We start from the raw sequence: 24,032 nt of genomic DNA, 5'->3' as shown, positions 1-24,032 counted from the left end.
GGGTGTCATCGATTGCGGCGACTCGGCGAATTTCCAAGTTCATCGGTCATCCAGACCGGCATTGCGACGAACGGCTTTAGCGGAGTGGGGCATGTCCAGGAAGGTGATCGGCTGGTCGATCGCGGCGATCGTCGCGGTCATTCTGCTCCTGAATTATCTTCCTTCGTTCGTCGCTGACTCCCTCTACAAGAATGTCGACGACATTACCGACGGGGAGATGCCCGCCACCGTCACCTCCTTCGAATCCGGGCCGGAGGTCGTCAGCACGATCGGCGGCAGCGGCGAGGGACTGAATTGCAGCCTTCCCGCGCTGACCAACATCTTCTTCGACGGAAGCAGGGACGACAAGGGCAGACGCCACCTCGTCCTGCAGCGCTTCCGGCAGGCCTGCGTCTTTCACGATCTCTGCTATCGGCACGGCCTCGCCACCTACGGCTACAATCAGAACGATTGCGATCGCATCCTGCAAAATGCGGCGTTCCGGCTGTGCACCTATATCCGCAACGGCAGCGGGACCGGCAGTGCGACGCGCTGCCAGACCGATTCGAAGATGGTCCTCGCCGGCGTCAGCATGGGCGGGTACAATGCCTTTCGCGGCTGGGATCGATCGACCTATTTCGAGTTTGAATCCGATCCGTTCCGCTCGGACGGTTTTCAGGCCAGCCGCGTGGTCGATCACCCGTTCAAGGCCGTCGATCCCGCCAAATATCGCAACGATCCCGATCAGGTCATTTTGTCCTTCGAGAACGTGCGATCCGATATCGCCGTCACCTGCATGACTTGCGGAAAGCTGCCCGTGTTCGAGTACACGCAGGATCCGAACGAGGTCGACGCCGAACTGCGCTCGGTCGGCGTGACCAGGCTTCCGGAGGCACTGCTCAAGCGCGAGCCGATGCTGTCGGAAACCGTTCCGATCTGGCTGCCGCCGCGCCGCCATCATGCGGCACCGCATTTGCTGGTCGATGCTGCGGGCAAGGATCATCTGATCTGGATGAGCCGGAACAATACGCAGGACACCATGTCCTGCATCGTTGGTGGCGACGCCGCGCGGCTGCTGACCAATACGCTGCCGCGGCGGGATCTGTGCTCAAAGGATTCCGGCTCGTCGCTGAGCATGGTGGAGGTCGACATGTTCGCGACGTCTCCGCTGCCGATGGAAATTCCAGGCGCGCCGGAGCCGATCTATGCGACGGCCATCAGTCCGCAGAAGACGACCAGCCACGATCTCAGCTTCTGCTCGCGTTCGGCATCCCGCGCGGTCGAACAATCCGGCAATGACGATCGCTCCAGATGCATCAACTTCACCGGAGAGGCCGTCAGCAAGGGCGCAGCACTTGGCGCATTCCAGAATTTTCCGGTCGTTCGCCGCGGACAGCAGATCGTCTTCGCGCGGGACGTCGACCAGCGGACGAGTTCGTCGCTGACGGCGCTCTGGCAGCGCGTCTTCGGCGATACCTATTCACCGGGCGGCTCGCTGCTTGTGATCGACGTCGCGCCGCCGGCCACGCCCAAGGCGGCCGCGTCCGCCACGCTGAAGAAGATCGTCCGGTTCAACATCGATGATCGCTTCGATCCGATGATGCCGATCACCCGCTAGGTCGACGATCTGCGTTTCCTGAGCCTGGAGGCATCGAAGCAGAGCGCTCACCTCCGCATGATCGATTTCGTCAAGGACAATCCCGCGGTCGGCAATGTCAGGCTGACGATGGGCGACGCTGACGTGGAGTTGGATCGTTCCTGGGCCGCAAGACCCCCGATGGTGCTGGAGACCAGGGATGCTCGGCCCACGACCAAGCTGGTGTTTTCGCGCGGTGACATCGCGATCAATCCCGACAAGCCCGTCTCGCCGGATGCGACGACGGAAACATTGACATTGCAGACCCTGGTGTTCGAGCGCGATGCCGCAGCGCCTTCGGATGCGCCGTTTGTGAAATCGGCCGGTGCGGCTTGCAGGATCACCTATGAGTTCGCGCCCGGTCATACCGACTGGCCATGCTATCGCGCCTTCGATGCGGATCGTTCGATGCGGGCCTCGCCGGCCGCGCGGATGCAGGCGTCGCAGATGCTGGTCGGGCATTTCTCGAAAGGCGCCGGACACGGCATTGCGTTTCCCGACGCCTGCCTGAAGTCGGAGCCGATCATCCTGGCGCCGCAGGGGGCTACGTTCACGCCCGTGAGCGACACCGCCGGTTGGGACGGTGCGTGGAAGCTGAGACGGACGGTCAAATGCGATCCGCTCGATGCGGCAGCCATCGTCAGCCGGCCGATCGCGCAGACGGCGCAATAGAGCCGGCCTACTTCACCGCGAGCCGCAGGAAGCTCATCACGCTGCCGAGCGCGGCAAAGCCTGCACCTAGCGCCAGTGCGACGGTGGCGCCGTTGTGGCCGGCGAGCGCAAAGCACGCCGCGGCAAGCGCCGCGCCGGTGGTCTGTCCGGTCAGGCGCGCGGTCGCGACGATGCCGGAGGCGCTGCCGCCACGGTGCGGCGGCGCGCTTCCCATGATCGCCTTCATGTTCGGCGCCTGGAAGAAGCCGAAGCCCATGCCGCAGATCATGATCCGCCAGACGATATCGGGAATACTCGGGCTTGCCGGCAGCAGGGCCAGCAGTGCCATGCCGAGGCCGAGCAGGATCAGGCCGATGCCGCCCAACAGACCGACCGGATGACGATCGGAGAGGCGGCCGGCGATCGGCGCCATGATGCCGACCACCAGCGGCCACGGCGTCATGAAGAAGCCGGTCTCGACCTGCGAGCGACCGAGCACGTCCTCGAAATAGAACGGCAGCGAGACGAAGGCGAGGCCCTGCACCGCGAAGGAGCAGACCGCGGTCGCCGCCGACAGCGCGAACATCGGCCGGCTGAACAGGTCGATCGGCAGCATTGGCGCCGGATGGTCGGCGTGACGCCGCGTCAGGATGAAGCCGAGCGCGAGCGCCGTGACCAGCTCGATGCCCACGATCACCGGCGACAGATTATGCGCGGCGCTGCCGATGCCGGTGATGAACAGGCCGAGGCAGACGGCGGCGAGGAGCGCGCCGAGGAAATCAAAGCCGTGATCGGCCCGCGGTGTCTTCGGCAGCATCGCAAAGCCGATGCCGGTGGCGACGAGGCCGAACGGGATATTGACGGCGAACAGCCACGGCCACGGGCCGACCGCGAGGATGGCGGACGCGATCGAGGGCCCGAAGGTGAAGGCGGTGGCGACCACCAGCGCGTTGTGGCCGAAGCCGCGGCCCTGCATCCGGCCGGGATAGACGAAGCGCACCAGCGCCGTGTTGACGCTCATGATGCCGCTGGCACCCAGGCCCTGCAGCGTGCGCGCGACCAGCAAGCTGTCCAGCGACCAGGCCACCGCGCAGAACAGCGAGGCGACGGTGAATAGGACGAGGCCGCCGAGATAGATGCGCTGGTGCCCGACGATCTCGCCGAGCGCCCCCAACGGCAGCAACGTCGCCACCAGTGCGATCTGGTAGACATTGACCACCCAGACCGACTGCTCCGGGCTGACATGCAGATCGGCGGCAATGGCAGGCAGCGCGATGTTGGCGATCGCGGTGTCGAGCGAAGCCATCGCCAGCGCGGTGAAGATCGCGGCGATCGCCCAGCGCCGCTGCTCGGCCGGCAGGCCATCGGCTTTGGGGTGATCGGGCTCGCGCGCAGCGGCAGGTAACGTGATTGTCATTGCCTCTGCGCTTTGCTCCGGCGGCCTGGCTTCGATGATCTCCGGCATGTACTACGCTTGAGGCCGCTTCCACAGGCATATGCTTGCATGCATTGTATGCGCGAAGGTCAGGCGATGAGCCTGCGCCCTGGCGTATGATCGCGCCAGCTGCCGCTCTCGGAAGGGGATCACCATGCAAATCGTCGTTCTGCCGGGGGACGGCATCGGACCTGAGATCACGGCCGCGACAACGGGCGTGCTGCGCGCGGCGTCCGAGCGCTTCCAGCTCAATCTGCGGCTGGAGGAACATGCGGTCGGCCACGCGAGCCTCAAGCAGTTCGGCACCACTGTGCGGCCCGAGCTGCTCGACACCGTGCGCGCCGCCGACGGCCTGATCCTGGGGCCGACCGCGACCTTCGACTTCAAGGACGAGGCGCATGGCGAGATCAATCCATCGCGCCACTTCCGCAAGAGCCTCGACCTCTATGCCAACATCAGGCCCGCCCGCACCTATGCGGGGCGGCCCGGTCGCCTCGGCGATTTCGATCTCGTTGTCGTCCGTGAGAACACCGAAGGGTTTTACGCCGACCGCAACATGGAGCAGGGCAATGGCGAGCTGCTGGTCACGCCCGATGTCGCGATCTCGCTGCGCCGGATCACGCGGCTGTGCTGCGAGCGCATCGCGCACGCCGCCTGCCGTCTGGCGATGAAACGACGAAAACATCTCACCATCGTGCACAAGGCCAATGTGCTGAAGATCGGCGACGGCATGTTTCTCGACATCTGCCGCGAGGCGGCGAAGGCGTACCCGGGCCTCGCCGTCGACGACATCCTGGTCGACGCGATGATGGCGCATGTGGTGCGCAACCCCGATCGTTTCGACGTGATCGTCGCCACCAACATGTTCGGCGACATCCTGTCCGATCTCACCGCGGAGCTCTCGGGCAGCCTCGGTCTCGGCGGCTCGCTCAATGTCGGCGACCGCTACGCCATGGCGCAGGCCGCGCACGGCTCGGCGCCCGACATCGCAGGGCGGGACGTCGCCAACCCTATCTCGCTGGTCCTCTCGACCGCGCTGCTGCTCGGCTGGCACGGCGAGAAGAGCGGCGCGGTCCGCTACGAGGAAGCGGCGCACGCGATCGAGACGGCGGTGGCGAAGGCGCTTCGTGAGGGCCGTGCGACGCGCGACGTCGGCGGCAAGCTCGGCACCATCGCTGCGGGTGCTGCGATCGCGGAGATCCTGCAGGCGGAGTGAACTTTTTCTGCTTTTTCTTTCAGGTTCGGACCAAACGGCCCGAAAACAACCCCATGCACAGTAGAAGGCCCCTTGTTCGACAAGGCGTTTTTCAGCTGACCTCGTCGCGACCTCTGGCGCGTCCGAAAAGTTGACACGTCGGGCAAAACACCGGCACGATGTCATCCTGGTGGTGATCCGGCTAAGCGAGAGAAAAACGCAAGGAGGGTCGGACCATGCAGTTTGCAAAGCCCTTGTTCGCCGCTTTTGCTCTGGTCCTGCTTGCGCCGGGGGCGCATGCCGAGCTTGACGTCGCGAGCCTGAAGCAATCGATCGAGGCTTCGTTCGAACGGGATTATCCAAAGCTCGATGCGCTCTACAAGGACATCCACGCCCATCCCGAGCTCGCTTTCCAGGAGGAGAAGACCGCCGCAAAGCTCGCGAGCGAGATGCGCGCGGCCGGCTTCGAGGTGACCGAGAAGGTCGGCCGGACCGGGCTGGTCGCGCTCTACAGGAACGGCGCTGGTCCGACCATCATGGTCCGCACCGAGCTTGATGCGCTCCCGATGGAGGAGAAAACCGGCCTGCCTTATGCAAGCCACGACAAGACCAATTGGCAGGGACGCGAAACCTTCGTCGCCCATAGCTGCGGCCACGACATCCACATGGCGAGCTGGATCGGGACGGCGAAGACGCTGATCGGACTGAAGGACCGATGGAAGGGAACGCTGATGTTCGTCGCCCAGCCCGGCGAGGAAGTGGGCGCCGGTGCGATGGCGATGCTGAGCGACGGCCTGTTCGTTCGCTTTCCCAAGCCGGATGCCGCCTTTGCGCTGCATGACCAGCCGTTTCCCTACGGGACCGTCAGATACCGGGTCGGGGCTGGCTCTTCCAATGCCGACGACCTCTTCATCAGGTTCAAAGGCTGAGGCGGTCACGGCGCGGTGCCACAGGTAACCATCGATCCCGTGATGATGGCGTCGCGCTTTGTGGTCGATGTGCAGAGCGTCATCAGCCGCGAAAAGGACCCCACCGAAACCGGCGTCATCTCGATCGGCTCGTTTCATGCCGGCACCTCGAGCAATATCATTCCCGACGAGGCCGTCCTGCGCGGCACCATCAGGACCTTCAAGCCGGAGGTGCGCGCCAGGATGCGCGATGGAATCGAACGGACCGCCAGGGCTGTTGCCGCCATGGCGAACGCGCCGGCACCTGACATCGTCATCACCGAGGGCATCAAGGCGGTCATCAATGATCCCGCGCTGGTCGCGACCGCCGAGAAGGTACTGAAGCCGGCGTTTGGCGAGAAACTGAGCCTGTCGCCGGCGAACACCACGAGCGAGGATTTCTCCGAGTTCGGTGACTCCGGCGTGCCGTTGATGATGTTCAATATCGGCGTGTACGAGGAGGATGCGTGGGCGGCGGCCAACAAGAGCGGGACGCCGCTTGCCGGCAATCATTCCCCGCTGTTCGCGCCGGTGCCGAAGCCGACCATCCAGACCGGCGTCACCGCGATGACGCTCGCCGTGCTCAGCGCGTTCGACCAGAGGGCGGGGGCGCCGTAACGACACGCCCGTTGCTTCTCCAGCCGGCTGCTGTTTCGCCTCACTAGACGCGCAGCAAATGCTTGGAGCCAGGCATCGCTTTGCTGTTGGCTGCTTCTGCCGCTCAGCGCTTCCTAATTGATGTATTTCTGCAACGCCACCGGCGAAAAACAATCCGGTATTCCGCATATCGCGCTGATATTGGCGAGCCTCAACCGAATGGTTGAGGCCGTGTTGCGGTCCGCTCGATATCCTTTTCCCTTGAACTCTCGTGCCGCTGTGGCCGGGAGGATTCGGCACGACCGCCGATCTCCGATAGCATGTTGATGTTGCCGCAATGAGCTTTGCGACCAGTGGTAATGCCGGCACCAGTTTCCGGCGGCGGCTTTTCGGCGCGACGGCGCTGGTCGGTGCGGCCACTATGATGGTCACCGGCGAGGCCACGGCGCAAACCTGGCAGGTCAATGCAGGCAATTGGGGGACGGCGGCAAACTGGTCGCCGGCCACGGTGCCGAACGCGATCGACGTGACGGCGACTTTCATTGCGACGCAGGCGGCGTCTTCCTACAATGTGAGCCTCACCGGGGGACCGTTCACGGTCGGCACGCTCAATTTGAATGCCACAATTGCTGGCAGCGGCTATGTCTTTGGCGGCGGCACGCTCAATCTGCAGACGAGCGCGGGCACGGCCGCGATCAATGTTCAGACCAGCAACCCTGTTGCGGACTTTCAGGGCGCCACCCTGTCCTTGAACGCGAACACGGTCATCACGACGGAATCGTCGGCGGCCACTCTTGGGTTCGATGCGGCTTCGGTCATCACGGGCACGGGATCGTTGACGATCGCGGGCTCCGGCACGGTCAGGATCCAGAGCGCAAATACGTATACCGGCGGCACGATCATCAATGGTGGAACGCTCGTGCTCTCCGGGGCGGGGAATCTCGGCGCCACGGCAAATAGCCTGACCGTCAATGGCGGAACGCTCGATCTCGGCGGCAGCACGCAAACCCAAAACGGTGGTGTCACCCAAGCCGGTGGTGCGATTCAGAACGGCCTGCTGACGACCACGATTTATCAGATGACAGGGGGCACGCTGGCCTCATCGGCGACGGTCAATGCCTCGACCGTGCTGGACATGCAGGCGGGAACGGTGAGCGGCGTGCTCACCGGCACTGCGGTCCTCGTCAAGACGACGGGCGGTACCGTCACGCTGGCCGGCTCCAATCTTTATACCGGCGGAACGACGGTCGATGCGGGATCGCTGGTCATCTCTGCCGGCGGAATGCTTGGCACCGCGGCCAACAGCGTTGCTGTGGATGGCGGCACGCTCGATCTCGGAACCACCACGCAAACCCAGAACGGCGGCGTCACGCAGGCCGGCGGTACGATCCAGAACGGCGGATTGATCACGGCGACGTACCAGATGAGTGGTGGCACGCTGGCCTCGTCGGCGACGATCAATGCGACCGCCTTCGACGTCCGCGCCGGTGTGATCAACGGCGTGCTTTCCGGTGCTGGCGATCTGACGAAAACGACAAATGGCACGGTGGTTCTCGGCGGGGCCAACACCTACACCGGAGCGACCATCGTCAACGGCGGCACGCTGGAAGTCGATGGTTCCATCGGCTCGACGTTGGTGACGGTGAACGCGGGGGGAACGCTATCGGGCGTCGGTAACGTCGGTTCGGGGGCAACGACAACGATTGCGAGCGGCGGAACGCTCGCGCCCGGCAACACGGCTAATCCGACCGGCACCCTGACGATGAACGGCAATCTCGCTTTCGCCTCCGGTGCGATGTATCTCGTCCAGATCAACGGCCCGGCCGCATCTTCGACCAGCGTCACGGGGACCGCGACACTTGGCGGTGCGACGGTGGATGCCGTGTTTCTCTCCGGCTCCGTTTCAAGGCAATACCGGATCCTGAGCGCAGGCAGCCGATCCGGCACGTTTGCGCCGACGGTCGTCACCAACATGTCCAACCTTCAAACGTCGTTTAGCTACGACGCTGGCAATGTCTACCTCGATATCGCGCTGAACTACTCAGCGGCTGGCAATCTGAACATCAATCAGCAGAATGTCGCCAACAGCCTGACCGGTGCTTTCGCGAGCACCGGCAGCCTCCCGGTCAGCCTTGCGCAGCTATCGCCGGCCGGATTGACGCAGGCCTCCGGCGAGCTCGCGACACGATCGCAGCAGACGACGTTCGACGCCATGGACATGTTCCTCGGTCTGTTGACCGATCCTTTCATGGAGCGCCGCGCTTCTTCGGCGGCGAGCGCATCGGCCTCTGGCTTCGTCGAAAGCGGCGAGGGTGCCGCAAGCTATGCCGCGACCAGGCGATCCGACGCATTCGCGATGTTCGCCAAGGCGCCGCCTCGCCCGTTTGAGCAACGGTGGAGCGTTTGGGGCGCTGGCTTCGGCGGTTCGCAGACCACCAGCGGCAATGTTGTGACCGGATCGAATGATGCGGCGAGCCGTATTTTCGCGAGTGCGGTCGGTGCCGACTATCTGGTCTCACCGGACACGATCGCGGGCTTCGCGCTCGCCGGCGGCGGCACCAATTTCAGCGTGACGGGGTCCGGCTATGGCCGTTCCGATCTGTTCCAGGCCGGCGCTTACGTTCGCCACACCAGCGGCGTGGCTTATGCTTCCGCCGCGCTCGCCTATGGCTGGCAGGACGTGACGACCGACCGCACGGTGACGGCAGCCGGGCTCGATCGCCTGCATGCGGAGTTCAAGGCAAACGCCTATTCCGGTCGGCTCGAAGGCGGCTATCGATGGGTCTCGCCCTGGATGAACGGCGTCGGCGTGACGCCCTATGCCGCCGCGCAATTCACGACCTTTGATCTTCCGGCCTACGCCGAAACGGTCACTGCCGGCGCTGGCGCGTTCGCACTTGCCTACGGCGCAAGGAGCGTCACGGATCCGCGAAGCGAGCTTGGCGTGCGGATCGACAAGTCGCTGGCCATGCCGGACGGCGTAGTGACACTGCGAAGCCGCGTCGCCTGGGCGCATGATTTCAATCCGGATCGCGCGATTGGCGCGACCTTCCTGGCGGTCCCGGGCGCCAGCTTCGTGGTCAACGGCGCTGCGCAGGCATCGGATTCCGCGTTGGTTTCCGCGTCGGCCGAAAAGCGGTGGCTGAACGGCTGGTCACTGGCCGCGACTTTCGAGGGCGAGTTTTCCAACGTCACCAGCAGCTATGGCGGCAAGGGCGTGGTTCGCTATGCTTGGTAGATCGACCGTGTCTTAGGGGTGTTTCAGCGGATTGATGAGGGATTGCCGGCAGGCAGATGTCTACTTCTCAAATTGGGAGCGCGAGCTCACGTCTTCCGTAAGCTCGCGCCCGAGTTCGATCTCGCTCCAGTGCGCTCAGTAATCCCAGAACACCGGCACCCAGCGGAAGGCGTCGCCGGCGACCGCGACGTGGCCGACGGACGGGAAAGGCATGTGCGTGGCGACCAGCAGCTCGCCGCTCTTTGCGATCTCGCGCAGGAGACGGACACGTACGCGCGCCGCTTCTTCGGGATCGTGCTCAAAGCCATTGTGCCACTCGGGCTGGTCGAACCCGACGGCGAACACGGCGTCGCCGGCAAATGTCAGCGCTTCGTTGCCGGATGCCACGCGAACCACGCTATGTCCGGGCGTGTGGCCGCCGGTACGGCGGACGACGACACCCGGCGCGACCTCGTGCTGCTCGTCGAAGGGACGAATCTGGCTGCCGTACTCCTTCACGAACCGCTTGGCGGCGGCGCGGAGCGCATCCGGGAATCCTTGCGGCATGTTGGTGTGCGTGAAATCGGGCGCCTCCCAGAACTTGAGCTCGGCGGCCGCCACGTGGATGCGCAGGTCCTTGCGCAGCCGTTCCTTGACGCCGTCGACGAGCAGGCCGCCGACATGGTCCATGTGCATGTGGGTCAGCACCAGGTCGGTCACGGACGCGAGATCAATCCCGGCGGACTCCAATCGCTTGATCAACTGACCCGCCCGCGGCAGGTGCAGGTCCGGGTCGGATCCCAGTCCGGCGTCGATGAGGATGGTCTTGTCGCCGCTTCGCACCATCACCGCGTTCAGCGCCCAGTCGAAAGCATCCGGCGGCAGGAACATGTCGTGGAGCCAGTTGGCCCGGACGGCGGGGTCGGCGTTGTGCGCCAGCATCGTGGTCGGAAGCGGCAGCACGCCGTCGCTGACCACCAGAACGTCGATGTCGCCGATGCGCACCGCGTAGCGTGATGGGACGAGCTCTTCGGATTTCGAGGCAATGGACGTGTTGTGCAGATTCATCTTCGTCTCCTGTTGAAGGTCGAGGGTGGTGGTTGCTCAGAGAGCGGTGACGCGCTCGGGATCGGCCGAGGCGAGCGCTGCGGCACGTTCGGCCTTGGGCGGGTAGATCCAGACCGTGTTGATTTCCTGCTTGGTCTTCTTGGCGACGTCGCCGACCATCTCGACCGTGCGCTCCCAGCCGCGGGTAAAAAGCGCGCCGGCTTCGCCGAGGTCGAGACAGGTGACGTAGGCTTTCTGGTGATAGGGTCGTGTCGAAACGCCGAGCAGTTCGGCGGCGGCGTTGTTGCCGGCGAAGGCACCCATCCGGGTCGCATGCTGACACGACATCAGCGCGTAATTGCCGTTGTCGTCACACGCGGCCCGCGCGGCATCGCCGGTGGCGAAGACGCCACCGACCGATGGCACGCGAAGATCGCGGTCGACCAGCAGCCGGCCGAACTGGTCGCGCTCGGCGGGGATCTGCGCCGTCAGCGGGGCCGCGCGGATGCCGGCGGCCCAGATCACGGTTTCGCATGCGATGTGCTCGCCGCTGGAGAGCGTGACGCCGGATTTGTCGAGCGAGGCGACGCCGACACCGAGCCTGGTCTCGACGCCGAGTTTGCGCAGGGCCTCCTCGATGATCGGGCGGGGGCCTGCGCCCATGTCGGGAGCGATTGCCTGGTTGCGGTCGACAATGACCACGCGCAACTCCGCGTCCTTGCCGAGAATTTTGCGCAGGCGTGACGGCACCTCGGTTGCTGCCTCGATGCCGGTGAAACCGCCGCCGGCGACGACAACGGTGTTGCGCGCCTTCGAGGCCGGGCGGTTCGACAGGCTGTGCAGGTGACGATCGAGCGCGATGGCGTCATCGAGCTGGTCGACGCTGAAGCCGTGCTCGGCAAGGCCGGGAACATTCGGGCGGAACAGGCGGCTGCCGGTGGCGACGACCAGCCGGTCATAGGCCAGCTTCTTCCTGGCGCCTTCCGCGGCGGCGATCTCGACGACCTTGGACTTGGTATCGATCGCCTCGGCGCTGCCCTTGATATAGACGACGTCGATCGCCTTCAGCACATCCTGCAATGGTGCCGTCAGGGTTTCGGGCTTCGGTTCGTAGAGCCGGGGGCGAACGACCAGCGTCGGCTCGGGCGAAACGAGCGCGATCTCGAGCTTGTCGGGCGAGACGCCCTGGATGTCGCGCAGGCGGGCGGCGGACAGGGCGGCATACATGCCGGCGAAGCCGGCACCGATGATGACGATACGCATGTGGGGGGGTGACTCCTTGGTTGAGATGTTTGCGATGAAGGCGCGGGCTACGCCGTCACGAATTTGAGCAAGTCGGCGTTGATGATGTCGGGATGCGTCGTGCAGAGGCCGTGCGGCAGCAGGTCGTAGATCTTCAAGGTGCTGTGCTTCAGAAGCCCGGCCGACAACAATGCCGAGTCCGTGACGGGGACGATCTGGTCGTCGCCGCCGTGCAGGACCAGCGTCGGCACGGTGATGGCCTTCAGGTCTTCGGTGAAGTCGGTCTCGGAGAAGGCCTTGATGCCTTCGTAATGGGCCTTGGCGCTGCCCATCATGCCCTGGCGCCACCAATTCCAGATCGCGGCCTGCGACGGCTCCGCGCCCGGACGGTTGTAGCCGTAGAAAGGTCCGCTCGCGAATTCGAGATAGAATTGCGACCTGCCGGCGGCGAGCTGCCGGCGCAAGCCATCGAACACCTCGCGCGGCAATCCGCCGGGGTTGGACTCGGTCTTGAGCATCAGCGGCGGCACGGCGCCGATCAACACCAGCCTGGCGACGCGATCCCGGCCGTGACGCGCGACGTAGCGCGCGGCCTCGCCGCCACCGGTGGAGTGGCCGATGTGGATGGCGTTGTGGAGATCGAGATGCTCGACGAGGGCCGCGACGTCGGCCGCATAATGATCCATGTCGTGGCCGTCGCTGACCTGGCTCGAGCGGCCATGGCCGCGGCGATCATGCGCGATGACGCGAAAGCCCTTGGCCAGGAAGAACAGCATCTGGGCGTCCCAGTCGTCGGCGCTGAGCGGCCAGCCGTGATGGAAGACGATCGGCTGCGCGGATTTCGGTCCCCAGTCCTTATAGAAGATCTTGACGCCGTCGCTGGTGGTGACGGAGGTCGCAACGTCGTTTTTCGCGGTCGAGAGCGCCGCGGTTTTGACATCGCTGCCTGCGGCCGAGGTGGAGCGGACAGTCACCGAAGCCGCGTACATGAGTGTCGTTGCGAGAATCTTTCGTCGTGAGGTGGTTGCGATCCGGCTGACAGAACTGATCAAGGCCATTTGAAATTTCCATTCCAGGAGTGGGGGCGCCATGATTCCTAGCGAACCGCATGTGCCGATGCCCCAGCGCGATTGACGCGATTGCAGCGCTATTGCTGCTAACGCGCGCGCCGCCGCCAATCGCGCGGCGATTCCCCGGTCAACTTTCGAAACGCGGCCGCAAAGGCGGTCTGCGAGGAATAGCCGAGCGTGGCCGCGACCGAGACGACGGATTCGTCGGTGTCGCGCAGCATGTTCATGGCCTGCTCGAGCCGGTGCTGCCGCAGCCAGGCATGAGGGGAAAGCCCGGTGCTGTCCTTGAATGCGCGGCAGAAGTGAAAGCGCGACAGACCGGCTTCGGCGGCAAGTGCCGCGAGCGAGACATCGGCATCGCTGTCCGAGCGCAGCCGCTCGATCGCGCGCAGCAGCGTCTTCGGCGCCAGGCCACCCCTTGCCGGTGCGATCATGTTCGGCGTGCCGCTATGCGCGGCGAGAAGGCGTGTCGCCAGCAAATCCATCAGCTGCTGCCTGAATAGCGTGTCCAGCGCCTCATTACCTTCCAGGACATCCGCCGCGCTCAGCAGCAATCGGGACGTCACGGGATCGGGATGCGCGGTACGTTCCAGCAGATCGGCCGGCGCGGCGGCTTCGTCCGCGACACGCTGCAGCGTGGCCTGCGGAAGATAGAGCTGAACGACGTCGACGGGCTTTGGAATGTCCCACCGTGAGCTCGATCCTTCCGGAATGATGATCACGGCGCCGGGGCGAAAGGTCCCGATCGCGACGGATCGTCCGGACCGCCGCTCCATGCGCTGGACCGCGCCGTTGTAGGCCATGATGACATGATGGTTCATGGGTTCGACGACGTCGTGTAGCGGCTCGTGCTTCCAGTGCGCGATCCCGGCGCCGGAGGAATCCAGTGCCATGCGAAACGGCACCGTTCCGAGCACGCGCGCCATCTCCACATCGGCAGCGGGCCGGTCGCCGGCCGGCGCTGTGTCGCGCTGCGCCGGAGAGGCGGCGGGGATTTCATTCGGAGACTCGCGCAAGACAACCTTGCTCATGGACTTTCGCTCGTGTGGGGGTGCGTCGCTGGGGGCGCGACGTCGTGATCATGGCGTCGGCCGCCGCATGGCGGGGCGGAACGGGCCGGTCTGGTGATCCCTGCGCAACGGTTGAACCGAAGGTTCGAAGGCGATCCGTCGCAGTTCCGTCACCGTTGATTTGCGGGTTTTAGGCGGCGCGAGAATCCGCGTCTTTCCTGAAACTGCCCTGCGTTGCCTGATCCTGCTCCGCGGACGCCGCATGCGTGCAGCCCGCGTGCGTTTGTGAAAAGTCGTGATGTCCTGTTTCGGTTCGACGACACCCGCGCGTCGTCAGGGGATTCATCGGATCGTATTGAAATAATTGCTGAATTTCGATGTGGGTCGACCGGAGGCGAAGGTCCACGCCCCGCCGGGTGCGACGTCGTCGGTCGTGGACAGCAGGGGGTGGATGGCCGATATACCGGTCTCGAACTGGCGGGTTGCTGTGGCCTGCTCTCGGACCATCACAGAAGAGACAGACGATGACCAGGACAGGCGCTTACGGTGAACGGCTCGGCGAATTCCTCCGCCTCGAGCAAGCGCCGCCCACGCTGGTGACCCGATCGCTGCGCAGCACCGAGATCGCGGTCACCGAAACCCGCAACGACAACCCCGTGCCCGGTCTTTCCGGCTCGTTTGCCGCGGAAGATGCCTATCTCGTCGGCCTGAAGCTGCGCGACTACCCGGAGTGCGAGATCTGGGAGCAGGGCCGTCACCTCAAGAAGACGGATGTTCACGCCGGCACGACCTATATCTACGATCTCAAGGCCGATCCGCGCTACGTGATCGACAAGCCGCTTCACTCGCTGCATTTCTACGTGCCGCGTTCGGCGCTCGACGGCCTTGCCGATCAATCGGGCGCACGGCGCATCGATACGCTCGACTGCAGCCTCGTCGGGCACGATGATGCCATCGTCCGCCATATCGGCGCGTCCTTGCGCCAGGCACTGCGCCGGCCGGATGAGGCCAACCAGATCTTCATCGATCACATGATGATGGGGCTGACCGCCCACGTCGCGCAGGCCTATGGAGGCTTTCGACACAAGGCCGAAACCATCCGCGGTGCGCTTGCGCCATGGCAGCTGGCGCGCGCCTGCGACAAGCTCGAAGCGGATCTCGGCGGCAAGCTGCCGTTACAGGCCATCGCCGCCGAACTCGGCCTCTCGGTCAGCCATTTCTCGCGCGCGTTTCGCGCGTCGACCGGCCTGCCGCCGTATCGCTGGCTGCTGCATCACCGCGTGCGCACCGCCAAGAGCTTGATGAGCGTGCGCGGCCTGTCGCTGTCCGACGTTGCGATTTCGGCCGGCTTCGCCAACCAGAGCCATTTCACGCGGGTGTTCTCCGCGATCGCCGGCGTCAGCCCGGGCGCATGGCGGCGCGATGCGCTGGGAACAGCAAGCCGCGAGGGGTGAGCGTACTTTGGTCGGGCCCGCGCGCTAGAACTGATATCGCCGCAAGCCGCCATCGACCGGGATCACCGTTCCCGTGATGTAGCGCGCCACGGGTGAGGCCAGGAACACCGCGAGCGCGGCGAGATCTTCCGGCTCGCCCCAATAGCCGACCGGAATCTCCTCCTCGGCAAAACGCTCGCGATAATCCGGCGGATAGTTGCGGCGGATCTGCTCGCTCATGATGCGGCCGGGCGGGATGCAGTTGATGGTGATGCCGTGCTCGCCGATCTCGCGCGACAGGCCCTTGGCCCAGGCGTGCACGGCGGCCTTTGCCGCGAAGGCGGCGTTGAGGCCTTCCGGCTCGGACTTGCCGGTGATGTTGACGATGCGGCCCCATTTGCGTTCGATCATCTGCGGCAACAGCGCGTGCGCGATGCGGCGGTAGCTGGTGAAGTTCAGCGCGATCGCCTCGTCCCATTTGCTGTCGGGCGCATCGACGGGCAGGGGGCGGCTGCCGCCGGCATTGTTGATGAGGATGTCGACATGGCCGAGCTCTTTCAGCGCGAACGCGGCAATCTGTTCGGCTGCGTCCTTAGCCATCACGTCCTGCTCGAGCGGCGTGACCAACCCGCCGCCGACCTCCTTCACCAACTCGGCCAGCAGGTCGGTGCGGCGCGCCACGCCGACCACGCGCACGCCTTCGGCGGCCAGGCCCTTGGCAATGGCGCGGCCGATGCCGATGCTTGCTCCGGTAACGACAGCGGTTTTCGATTTCAGCCCGAGGTCCATGGTCACACGCTCTCTTGATTGCTTCTTTGGTTTTTGGTGTTCGTTTTCCGCCCTGTCCCGGGTGCGGCGATTTGCCCGACCGGGACGAGCAGTGGTAACCAAGGCCGACACCGAAGGAAACACGAAAAAGAAAAGGCGTGAGTGATGGTCTGGGATCCGCAGCAATATCTGAAATTCTCCGGCCACCGGCTCCGGCCCGCAGTGGACCTGTTGATGCGGATTCCCGATGTCGCCCCGCGCACGGTCGCGGACCTCGGTGCCGGCGCCGGCAATGTCACGAAGCTGATCAAGGAACGCTGGCCCACCGCCGCGGTGACCGGCGTCGAAGGCTCGGCCGAGATGGTTGCCGCCGGGCGCAAAGCCGCGCCGGACGTGGAATGGTCGCATGAGGACCTCGGCCATTGGCGCCCGGCCAAGCAATATGACGTCGTCTATTCCAATGCCGCACTGCACTGGTTGCCCAATCATGCGGCGCTCTTCCCCTCGGTGATGGAGAAGGTCGCGCCCGGCGGCATGCTTGCGGTGCAGATGCCGCGCAACTTCCTGGCGCCGTCGCATGTGCTGATCGGCGAGACCGCCCTGAACGGGCCGTGGCGGTCCAAGGTCGAGCACCTCGTCACGCCGCCGCCGGTCGAGGGGCCGGCCTTCTATCACGACGTCCTCGCGCCGCTGTCACAGAATATCGACATCTGGGAGACCGAATATCTCCAGGTCCTCGAGGGCGAGAATCCCGTGAAGGAATGGACCAAGGGCACCTGGCTGACGCGCTATCTCGACGTGCTCGCGGGCGACGAGAAAGCCGCGTTCGAAGCGGCCTATGGCGAGCGAGTCGCCAAGGCCTATCCCAAGAATGCGGCGGGCCAGACGCTGTTTCCGTTCCGGCGGCTGTTCATGGTCGCCCAGCGCAAGGGTTAATGCTCTTCGGCGATGCGACATAAGCGCTCGCTTCGCGGGGCCGGAGCGGGCGCCGGGTTGCGCATGCGACGGCCGCCAAGATAGCCTCCCTGCGGCATAGCTTCGCTGCGGCAAATTGGGCTTAGGTCTAGTTGTTCGGGGTTGGGATTGCTGCCACTACTGAAACCGTAAAACAAAAAAGAACCCGGTTTCCGAGGTTGTTGGGGAGGTCCTTCTCATGCGCAAACTGCTCTTCGCGGTCGCTGCGGCCGCGTTTGCTTTGGCCCCGGCTATTGCTCAAGCCCAGAGCCCGATCGTCATCAAGTTCAGTCACGTCGTCGCCAACGACACCCCGAAGGGCAAGGGCGCGCTGAAGTTCAAGGAGCTTGCCGAGAAGTACACCGACGGCAAGGTCAAGATCGAAGTCTATCCGAACTCCTCGCTCTACAAGGACAAGGAGGAGATCGAGGCGCTGCAGCTCGGCTCGGTGCAGATGCTCGCGCCCTCGACCGCGAAATTCGCGCCGCTCGGTATCAAGGAATTCGAGGCGCTCGACCTGCCCTGGCTGTTCAAGGACGACGCGACCTATTCCAACGCGATGAAGGGCACCGTCGGCAAATGGCTGTTCCAGAAGCTGGAAGCCAAGGGCATCACCGGTCTCGCTTATTGGGACAATGGCTTCCACATGGTGTCGTCGAATCGTCCGCTGACGAAGCCGGAGGATTTCAAGGGCCTCAAGTTCCGCATCTCCGGCTCCAAGATCGCTGACCAGTATTTCCGCCTGATGGGTTCGATCCCGCAGATCATGGCGTTCTCGGAAGTCTACCAGGCGCTGCAGACCGGCGTGGTCGACGGCTGCGAGAACACGGCGTCCAACTATCTGACGCAGAAATTCTACGAGGTGCAGAAGGACATCACCGTGTCCTATCACGCGCATCTGCAATACGCCGTCATCGTGAACTCGAAATTCTGGTCCGGCCTGCCGCCTGACATTCGCGCTCAGCTCGACAAGGCGATGGCGGAAGCGACCGAATACACCAACCAGATCGCGCATCAGGAAAACGAGGACGCGCTGGCCGAGATCAAGAAGGCGGGCAAGACCACGCTGCATTATCTGACTGACGCCGATCGCAAGGCATGGCAGGAAGCGATGCGGCCGACTTACACCTGGGCCAAGGGCCGGGTCGGGCAGGAAGTGCTCGACCTCGTCGCCAAGGAACTCGACGTCAAGATGAACTGACGCGGTTTCCGGGAGAATAATACCAACGGTCGGGAGTGTGCGCACTCCCGACCGTTTCGCATCGATAGGGGGGCTTTGATTTGCTTCGCGTGCTGAACCAGGGGCTCAACCATCTCGAAGAATGGTTGATCGCGACGCTCATTGCGGCTGCAACCGGACTGATCTTCATCGCCGTCGTGCACCGTTACGGTGCGGGCGAATCGATCGTGTTCTCGCGATGGGCCGCCGCGCACGGCATGACCTGGCTGGCATCGGCATCGATGGCCGTGTTCACCTTCCTGTCCGAGCTCGATCTGTCCTGGGCGCAGGAGCTCTGCATCTACATGTTCATCTGGATGGCGAAGTTCGGCGCGGCCTATGGCGTGCGCACCGGCATCCATGTCGGCGTCGACCTGCTCGTCAACCGCCTGCCCGAGCATTCGCGCAAGCATGTCATCCTGTTCTCGCTGCTGTGCGGCGCGCTGTTCACCGGCATGATCGCCGCCTTCGGCGCCTCCTTCGTGCGCGAGATGTTCCACACCGGGCAGCAGTCCAACGATCTGGAAGCGCCGATGTGGTTCGTCTATCTGGCGATCCCGCTCGGCTCCGGCCTGATGTGCTTCCGCTTCCTCCAGGTGTCCTGGTCCTACTACTGGACCGGCGACCTGCCGCATCATGACGAGACCCATGTCGAGGGCGTCGAAGCCGATGGCTCGCCGGCGCTGCATCCGCAGCCCGCCGGTGCGGCAACGAGGGCTGCTGCGCGAAAAGTCTCGCCACTCGGCGTGATCCTGATCATGGCGCCGATCCTGATCTTCATGCTCTGCCTCGGCGAGAAGACCGGCTTCATCGTGCTGCCGCACTGGATGCGCGCGGCGACCGTATTCGCCTTGCTGATCGCGCTGATGCTGACCGGCATTCCGGTCTCGATCGCGCTCGGCCTCACCGTGATGACGTTCCTGTTCACGCTGACCGCGGTGCCGATCGAAGCCGTCTCGATGAAGCTCTTCACGGGCATCGAGGGTTTCGAGATCATGGCGATCCCGTTCTTCATCCTCGCCGGCAATTTCCTCACCCATGGCGGCGTGGCGCGGCGCATGATCAATTTCGCGACCTCGCTGATCGGGCACTGGCACGGCGGCCTTGGTCTCGCCGGCATCGTCGCCTGCGCGATGTTCGCGCTGGTGTGCGGCTCGAGCGTGGCGACGGTCGCCGCGATCGGCGCCATCGTACTGCCCGAGATGGTCCGGCACGGCTATCCGATGCGTTTCGGCGCCGGCATCATCACGGTCGCCGGCTCGCTCGGCATCCTGATGCTGCCGTCGATCCCGAAGATCGTCTATGCGGTCTCGACCAACACCTCGATCGGCGCGCTGTTCGTCGCGGGTCTGTTGCCGGGCATCCTGCTGACGACGATGCTCTGCATCGTCACCTGGTGGCTCGCGCGCAAGCGTGATTATCCGCGGCTGCCGAAGGCGACCTGGGCCGAGACCCTCCACGCCTTCCGCGAGAGCATCTGGGGATTGATGCTGGTCGTCATCATCATCGGCGGCATCTATAGCGGCCTGTTCACGGCCACCGAAGCCGCCGCGATGGCCGCGGTCTATTCCTTCATCATCGCCGTGTTCGTCTACAAGGCGATCAAGATGGCCGACGTGCCGCGGGTGCTGCTGCGTGCCGCCAACACCAGCGCGATGCTGCTCTACATCGTCACCAACGCGGTGCTGTTCTCCTTCGTGCTCTCCAACGAGAACCTGCCGGCGACGCTCGCCGACTGGATCGCGGCGCAGAATCTCGGCTGGGTCGGCTTCCTGCTCGTCGTCAACGTGCTGCTGCTGCTCGCCGGCAATTTCATGGAGCCGAACTCGATCATCCTGATCATGGCGCCGATCCTGGCGCCGGCCGCGAAGAAGCTCGGCATCGACCTCGTTCATTTCGGCATCGTCATGGACGTCAACATGGAGGTCGGCCTCTGCCATCCGCCTGTCGGCTTGAACCTCTACGTGGCCTCGATGATAGCCCGAATGCGCATCACCGATCTCGCCGGCGCGGTGATGCCGTGGCTGCTCACCATGCTCGGCTTCCTCGTCATCGTGACCTATTGGCCCGATCTGACGCTGTGGCTGCCGCGGGTGCTGGGGATGCACTGAGCTTGATCCGGAAAAGTGTGAAGCGGTTTTCCGAGAGGATCATGCTCGAACAATAAGCGGGGCCGGCGCGCGACATGGCTAACGCGCGGTAAACCCGCGCGCTCTAATGCTATCGGTGCGCTGGGAACCGATCTTTACGGGTCTGCGGTAGAAACATGCCCGCGAGGATCGGTGCTGGCATGTTGTTCAACAGAATGGAATCCGGACGGGCGTCGATTTCCGACGCCGTCTATGTGGAAGTCATCACGGGCCTGCACGGCACGACGATGCCCAACATTCTCGCGGCCGCCTGCCTGGCGATGGTGGGCGCCATCACGACCTACGAGACCGGCGACCTGGTGACGGCGGCCCTGACGGTCGCCGGCATCGTGGTGGCCATTGTCCGACTGTTCGAGATTTTCGCATTCCGTCGCCGCCTCGCCCGTGCGCCGCAGCTCGGTCGGAGCGAGGGCGCGCGCTGGGAGCGGCGCTATGTGGCCGGCACCGTGGTGACGGCCCTGATCCTCGGCCTGTTTGCCGCGCGCAGCATCGTGCTGGGCGATGCGCTCTGCTGCGTGATGGCGATCGGCATCGGCTTCGGCTTTGGCGCCGGTGTGGTGGCGCGGCTGGCGCTGCGCCCGGTCGCGGCGCTGCTCGATCTGATCGCGATCGCCGCGCCCGCCGCGATCGTCACCTTCATGCAGCCTGATCTGCGCCATGTCGGGCTCGGGCTCCTGATCCTGATGTATGTGGTCGCGAGCTTCGAGATGGTGCGGCTGAGCTTCAACGCCTCGATCAGCCAGATCACGCTGAAGCGTCAGTTCGAGCAACTGTCGCGCGTCGATCCGATGACCGGTGTGGCCAATCGTTCGGTGCTGGCGACGGACCTGCCCGCCATGCTCGCGGTCGGGGCGATTGCCGTCCATACGCTCGATCTCGACCGCTTCAAGGAAGCGAATGACCGCTTCGGTCATCCCGTCGGAGACGCGCTGTTGAAGCAGGTCGCCGGACGGCTTGGCGCGATCGCCGCCACCGACGACCTCGTGGTGCGGATGGGCGGCGACGAATTCGTCCTGGTTCAACGCACCGCGCGTGATGCGGAGGCGATGGCACAGCGTATCGTGCAGTCGATCAGCGCGCCTTATGACGTCGATGGACAGGCCATCGAGCTCGGCGTCAGCGTCGGCGTGGCCGTCGCGCCGGACGATGGCCGAACCGCGGAGGCGCTGCTGTCGCGCTCCGACAGGGCGCTCTACCGGGCCAAGCAGGATCGCGGCGGCTATGTGCTGGCGCGAGAATTGCGGATGGCGGATCCGACTGTGCCTGCCGCCGAAGGGCTCGCCGCGTAGACGGCGCACCCTCTCCCCCAAGGGGAGAAGGAAGAGTGCACGTTCCTTGCCGCTGCACAGACTCCTGCCGATGGCAATCGACCGCGAGATGCGGTTAGATGCCGCGCATCAGGCCGGGAGGATAAAAATGACCGAGATTTCCAGCAATGAGCCGAAGGACGCAACGCCGTCCGTCATTGCGCAGCAATCGGCGATGCTGAATGCGCTGCCGTTTTCCGACACACGGGATTTCGACGACGCTGCGCGCGGCTTTCTCGGCACGATCGACAACGCGAAGATTACAAACCCGCAGGGGCGGACGGTCTGGAGCCTCGAGCCCTATGGCTTCCTGTCCGCCGAGCAGGCGCCGCCGACGGTCAACCCGAGCCTCTGGCGGCAGTCGCGGCTCAATATGCAGCACGGCCTGTTCGAGGTCGTGCCCGGCGTCTACCAGGTGCGCGGGCTCGACATCGCCAACATGACGCTCATCGAGGGCGACAGCGGCGTCATCGTGGTGGATACCCTGACCTCGATCGAAGGCGCGCGCGCCGCGCTCGATCTCTACTACAAGCACCGCGGCCTGAAGCCGGTCGCGGCCATCATTTTCACCCACACCCATACCGACCACTGGGGTGGCGCGCGCGGTGTGCTGGAAGAGGATGCGCTGGCGACAGGGCGCGTGCCGATCATCGCGCCGAACCTGTTCATGGAGCACGCCGTCTCCGAGAACATCATCGCCGGACCGGCGATGCTGCGGCGGGCGCAATACCAGTTCGGGCCGTTCCTCGCCAAGGGCGTGCGCGGGCAGGTCGATTGCGGCCTCGGTAAGACCATGGCAGCGGGGGCGGTCGCGCTGCTGCGGCCGACCGACCTGATCATGGCGACCGGCGACAAGCGCGTCATCGACGGTGTCGAATTCGAATTCCAGATGGCGCCGAACAGCGAAGCGCCGGCGGAGATGCACTTCTTCCTCCCGCGCTACAAGCTCTTGAACCTCGCCGAGAACTGCACGCACAATTTCCACAATCTGCTGCCGTTCCGCGGCGCCGACGTGCGCGATGCGCTGGCGTGGTCGAAATATCTCAACGAGGCGCTGCAGTTGTGGGGCGGCAGGGCCGAAGCGATGTGCGGCCAGCATCACTGGCCGGTGTGGGGACGCGAGCGCATCGACACCATGATCCGCGAGCAGCGCGACCTCTACAAATTCGCGCATGACCAGACCATCCGGCTGATGAACCACGGGCTGAACGCGGCGGAGATCGCCGAGGCGATCCAGCTGCCGAAGAGTCTCGAAGGCGCATGGCACGGCCGCGGCTATTACGGCCATATCCGCCATAACGTGAAGGCGATCTACCAGAAATATCTCGGCTGGTACGACGCCAACCCGGTCAATCTCGATCCGCTGCCGCCGGTCGAGTCGGGCAAGAAATATGTCGAGTACATGGGCGGGGCCGACGCGATCCTGACGCGCGCTGCTGCGGATTTTGACAAGGGCGAATTCCGCTTCGTGGCGCAGGCGCTCGGCCATCTCGTCTTCGCCGAGCCGGACAATCAGGCCGCGCGCGCATTGCTGGCCGATACGCTGGAGCAGCTCGGCTATGCCGCCGAGAGCTCGACCTGGCGCAACGCCTATCTGTTCGGTGCCCAGGAATTGCGGCAGGGCATGCCGAAGACGCCGCCGCGCGCACCGATGCCGCGCGAGACGCTGGCCGCGCTGCGGACCTCACAGCTCTGGGACGTGCTCGGCATCCGCCTCAACGGCCCGAAGGCGGAGGGCAAGCATATCGTGCTGAACTGGAATTTCTCGGATACCGGCGAGACCTTCGTGCTCAATCTCGAAAACTGCGCGCTGACCTATACGGAAGGCGTGCAGGCCGACAACGCCGATGCCAGCTTCACGCTGGCGCGGGCCACGCTGGATGAGGTGATCGCGAAGCTGACGAGCTTTCCGGAAGCAGTCGCGGCCGGCAAGGTCAAGCTGTCGGGCAACCCGATGAAGCTCGCCGAGCTGATGGGATTGATGGATGAATTCCCGCGGATGTTCGAGATCGTGGAGCCGAAGCGGGCGGTGGTGGGGTAGCGATCTGTCACAACAATCTCGGTGTCGTCCCGGCGCAGGCCGGGACCCATAACCCCAGAGAGAAGTTTGGCGCGAGACTGGTCACTCCGAGTCTTCGCCAAACTATTGCTGCGGCGTATGGGTCCCGGATCTGC

The 24,032-nt window shown here is 64.6% G+C and carries 18 protein-coding genes and 1 pseudogene; 13 read left to right on the top strand and 6 right to left on the bottom strand.

What is annotated here, in order from left to right:
- The first annotated feature begins 91 nt into the window (after positions 1 to 91).
- Complete coding sequence (locus QA645_RS31425) at positions 92 to 1,597, top strand: hypothetical protein (protein ID WP_283045166.1); 1,506 nt, start codon at positions 92 to 94, stop codon at positions 1,595 to 1,597.
- A 57-nt stretch (positions 1,598 to 1,654) separates the two neighbouring features.
- Positions 1,655 to 2,287 carry a hypothetical protein gene (locus QA645_RS31420; protein ID WP_283045165.1) on the top strand — a complete coding sequence of 211 codons (633 nt, stop codon included), beginning with the start codon at positions 1,655 to 1,657 and terminating at the stop codon, positions 2,285 to 2,287.
- A gap of 7 nt (positions 2,288 to 2,294) precedes the next feature.
- Here QA645_RS31420 and QA645_RS31415 read toward each other — a convergent pair whose 3' ends face one another.
- Positions 2,295 to 3,683 (bottom strand): MFS transporter, encoded by a 1,389-nt coding sequence (locus tag QA645_RS31415; protein ID WP_283045164.1) that lies wholly within the window; start codon positions 3,681 to 3,683, stop codon positions 2,295 to 2,297.
- A gap of 172 nt (positions 3,684 to 3,855) precedes the next feature.
- Between QA645_RS31415 and QA645_RS31410 the strand changes: the two genes are divergently transcribed.
- From QA645_RS31410 to QA645_RS31395, 4 genes are all read left to right on the top strand, one after another.
- The gene (locus tag QA645_RS31410; RefSeq protein ID WP_283045163.1) at positions 3,856 to 4,917 is read left to right on the top strand and encodes an isocitrate/isopropylmalate family dehydrogenase; all 1,062 of its coding nucleotides are present in this window, start codon (positions 3,856 to 3,858) and stop codon (positions 4,915 to 4,917) included.
- A 215-nt stretch (positions 4,918 to 5,132) separates the two neighbouring features.
- A complete protein-coding gene (locus QA645_RS31405; protein WP_283045162.1) occupies positions 5,133 to 5,825 on the top strand; it encodes a M20/M25/M40 family metallo-hydrolase in 693 nt (230 codons plus the stop codon).
- 15 nt (positions 5,826 to 5,840) lie between these two features.
- A complete protein-coding gene (locus QA645_RS31400; RefSeq protein WP_283045161.1) occupies positions 5,841 to 6,461 on the top strand; it encodes a peptidase dimerization domain-containing protein in 621 nt (206 codons plus the stop codon).
- Between the two features lie 316 nt (positions 6,462 to 6,777).
- Positions 6,778 to 9,678: an autotransporter domain-containing protein gene (locus QA645_RS31395; protein WP_283045160.1), complete on the top strand. Its 2,901-nt coding sequence runs from the start codon at positions 6,778 to 6,780 to the stop codon at positions 9,676 to 9,678.
- Positions 9,679 to 9,813: 135 nt separating this feature from the next.
- On the opposite strand, the gene QA645_RS31390 is transcribed toward QA645_RS31395, so the two are convergent.
- From QA645_RS31390 to QA645_RS31375, 4 genes are all read right to left on the bottom strand, one after another.
- On the bottom strand, positions 9,814 to 10,725 hold the full coding sequence (locus QA645_RS31390; protein WP_283045159.1) for an MBL fold metallo-hydrolase: 912 nt from the start codon (positions 10,723 to 10,725) through the stop codon (positions 9,814 to 9,816).
- Positions 10,726 to 10,761: 36 nt separating this feature from the next.
- Positions 10,762 to 11,967, bottom strand: a complete 1,206-nt coding sequence (locus QA645_RS31385; protein ID WP_283045158.1) for an NAD(P)/FAD-dependent oxidoreductase — start codon at positions 11,965 to 11,967, stop codon at positions 10,762 to 10,764.
- A 47-nt stretch (positions 11,968 to 12,014) separates the two neighbouring features.
- On the bottom strand, positions 12,015 to 13,004 hold the full coding sequence (locus QA645_RS31380) for an alpha/beta hydrolase (protein ID WP_283045157.1): 990 nt from the start codon (positions 13,002 to 13,004) through the stop codon (positions 12,015 to 12,017).
- A gap of 98 nt (positions 13,005 to 13,102) precedes the next feature.
- A complete protein-coding gene (locus tag QA645_RS31375; RefSeq protein WP_283045156.1) occupies positions 13,103 to 14,047 on the bottom strand; it encodes an AraC family transcriptional regulator in 945 nt (314 codons plus the stop codon).
- A gap of 503 nt (positions 14,048 to 14,550) precedes the next feature.
- Here QA645_RS31375 and QA645_RS31370 point away from each other — a divergent pair.
- The gene (locus tag QA645_RS31370; RefSeq protein WP_283045155.1) at positions 14,551 to 15,480 is read left to right on the top strand and encodes an AraC family transcriptional regulator; all 930 of its coding nucleotides are present in this window, start codon (positions 14,551 to 14,553) and stop codon (positions 15,478 to 15,480) included.
- 24 nt (positions 15,481 to 15,504) lie between these two features.
- Here QA645_RS31370 and QA645_RS31365 read toward each other — a convergent pair whose 3' ends face one another.
- Positions 15,505 to 16,248 (bottom strand): SDR family oxidoreductase, encoded by a 744-nt coding sequence (locus tag QA645_RS31365; RefSeq protein ID WP_283053436.1) that lies wholly within the window; start codon positions 16,246 to 16,248, stop codon positions 15,505 to 15,507.
- Positions 16,249 to 16,392: 144 nt separating this feature from the next.
- Here QA645_RS31365 and QA645_RS31360 point away from each other — a divergent pair, with 144 nt between their 5' ends.
- The 6 genes and pseudogenes from QA645_RS31360 to QA645_RS31340 all read left to right on the top strand — a co-directional run bounded on the left by QA645_RS31360 (position 16,393) and on the right by QA645_RS31340 (position 23,898).
- Entirely contained in the window at positions 16,393 to 17,163 is a 771-nt protein-coding gene (locus tag QA645_RS31360) for a methyltransferase domain-containing protein (RefSeq protein WP_254129855.1), read from the top strand.
- 217 nt (positions 17,164 to 17,380) lie between these two features.
- Positions 17,381 to 18,382 carry a DctP family TRAP transporter solute-binding subunit gene (locus QA645_RS31355; protein WP_283045154.1) on the top strand — a complete coding sequence of 334 codons (1,002 nt, stop codon included), beginning with the start codon at positions 17,381 to 17,383 and terminating at the stop codon, positions 18,380 to 18,382.
- 236 nt (positions 18,383 to 18,618) lie between these two features.
- Positions 18,619 to 18,939 (top strand): annotated as a pseudogene (locus QA645_RS43375) (TRAP transporter small permease subunit); the annotation flags it as partial.
- Positions 18,940 to 19,227: 288 nt separating this feature from the next.
- Entirely contained in the window at positions 19,228 to 20,511 is a 1,284-nt protein-coding gene (locus tag QA645_RS43370) for a TRAP transporter large permease subunit (protein ID WP_349253193.1), read from the top strand.
- 179 nt (positions 20,512 to 20,690) lie between these two features.
- Positions 20,691 to 21,839: a GGDEF domain-containing protein gene (locus QA645_RS31345; protein WP_283045153.1), complete on the top strand. Its 1,149-nt coding sequence runs from the start codon at positions 20,691 to 20,693 to the stop codon at positions 21,837 to 21,839.
- A 127-nt stretch (positions 21,840 to 21,966) separates the two neighbouring features.
- A complete protein-coding gene (locus QA645_RS31340; RefSeq protein ID WP_283045152.1) occupies positions 21,967 to 23,898 on the top strand; it encodes an alkyl sulfatase dimerization domain-containing protein in 1,932 nt (643 codons plus the stop codon).
- The last annotated feature ends 134 nt before the right edge of the window (positions 23,899 to 24,032 follow it).

It is taken from the genome of Bradyrhizobium sp. CIAT3101 (assembly GCF_029714945.1).
Lineage (GTDB): Bacteria > Pseudomonadota > Alphaproteobacteria > Rhizobiales > Xanthobacteraceae > Bradyrhizobium.
Note: the sequence above shows the minus strand (reverse complement) of the source record. Positions and strands in the feature narration are given on the sequence as shown.